This is a genomic window from Corallococcus sicarius (assembly GCF_003611735.1).
Taxonomy (GTDB): domain Bacteria; phylum Myxococcota; class Myxococcia; order Myxococcales; family Myxococcaceae; genus Corallococcus; species Corallococcus sicarius.
Genome location: NZ_RAWG01000631.1, coordinates 1 through 1,386, shown reverse-complemented (window position 1 = coordinate 1,386; position 1,386 = coordinate 1). Strand labels below are relative to the sequence as shown.

Below are 1,386 nucleotides of genomic sequence, written 5' to 3'. Positions count from 1 at the left end.
GGGCAGGGACGAACGAACGGGATTTCAAGACGGATATGCCCCCGGACCGCTCCCCAACTGTCCGGCGGCATATCCGTCTTGAAATCCCGTTCGTTCGTCCCTGCCCTGGCGGCGGCCCTCGCGCCCCTGCGCTACGTCTGGGCGCCCGCCTTCAGCTTCTCCACCGCCACCAGCGTGATGGCCTTCACCAGGGCCCGCGCGCGGCGTCCCGCGGACGTCTCACCGTGCGGATCCACCTCCACCGCGTTGGCGATGTCCGTGAAGCCCTGACGCTCGCCGCGGCGCAGGTGCAGCTCCCCCCGGCCCGCCAGCGCCACGGGGTTGCGCGGATCCCCCGACAGCGCGTGCGTGTACTCGGTGAGCGCGTCCTCCACCCTCCCGAGCTTCTGGTACACGGTGCCCAGCGCCGCGTGCGCCGCCGAGTCCTTCGGGTTCCCCTCCACGAGCCCCTCGAACAGGATGCGCGCCTCCTCCATCCGCCCCGCCGCCGCCAGGTCGCAGCCCACCTGCGCGATGGCCTTCGCCTCCTCGAAGGTCATCCCCTCCACCTCCGCCCAGGTCGTCTCCCCCCGCGCGAAGGACTTCAGCCTGCGCGCCGTTCCGGTCTCCATCGTCAGCCCCTCGCCGCCTTCGTGTTTGATGATGCGTCCCATGGCGGCTCTCACGCGCTGCGCAGGTTGGAGATGGCCGTCTTCGCCATCTCGTTGAACTTCGACGACATGTTGCTCATCAGGTCGAACATGGCCTTGCGCTTCTCCATCAGCGTCTGGAGCCGCAGCTCCAGCTCCTGCATGCTCGTGTCCAGCTTCGCGCCGCGCGCCTTGTCCTGGTCGCTGGTGCCCAGCGTCGCGCGCTCATCCCGCGCGCTCGCCATCTCGTTCATCACGTCCAGCAGCTCCGCGTCGGTGTCCTCGGTGATGCCCATGAGCAGCGCCTGCACCTTCTGCTCGATGCTCATGTTCGGGTTGTCCACGATGTCCCGCGCCCGCGTGCCGCCCGGGCTCCGGCCGCTGCCACCCGGTGAAGACGCGCCCGGCACCTCCGGCAGCTTCGCCACCGCCGCCAGCTCCGCGCCCAGGTCCTGGCGGCTCGCGACGCCGTCCTTGCTCCCGGTGCCCGCGGCCGTCTCCAGCCGGTTGAAGTACTCCGGGTTGTCCTTGAAGAACTGCGCGGCGCGCTTGAGCGTGGGGGACGCCGCCGGGCTGCCGAGCAACGCCTCCAGGTTCGCCATCGACAGCTTCCCGTCCTTCGCCCCCACCGCCGTGTCGAAGGTGTCCCAGTTCTGATCCAACACCCGGAGCGCATCCCGGTAGCCGGCGAGGTTCGGATCCAGGGAGCCGGAGCCCGACGTGCCACTGCCCCCCGGACGCCCTGGCCCCCCCGGCC

General features: G+C 70.5%; 1 protein-coding gene and 1 pseudogene. Both read right to left on the bottom strand.

Features of this window, described 5'->3' with window-relative positions:
- Window positions 1-131 precede the first annotated feature (131 nt).
- A complete protein-coding gene (locus D7X12_RS41370) occupies window positions 132-653 on the bottom strand; it encodes a tetratricopeptide repeat protein (protein ID WP_120630566.1) in 522 nt (173 codons plus the stop codon).
- A gap of 8 nt (window positions 654-661) precedes the next feature.
- Window positions 662-1,386: pseudogene (locus D7X12_RS41365) on the bottom strand (hypothetical protein); the annotation flags it as partial.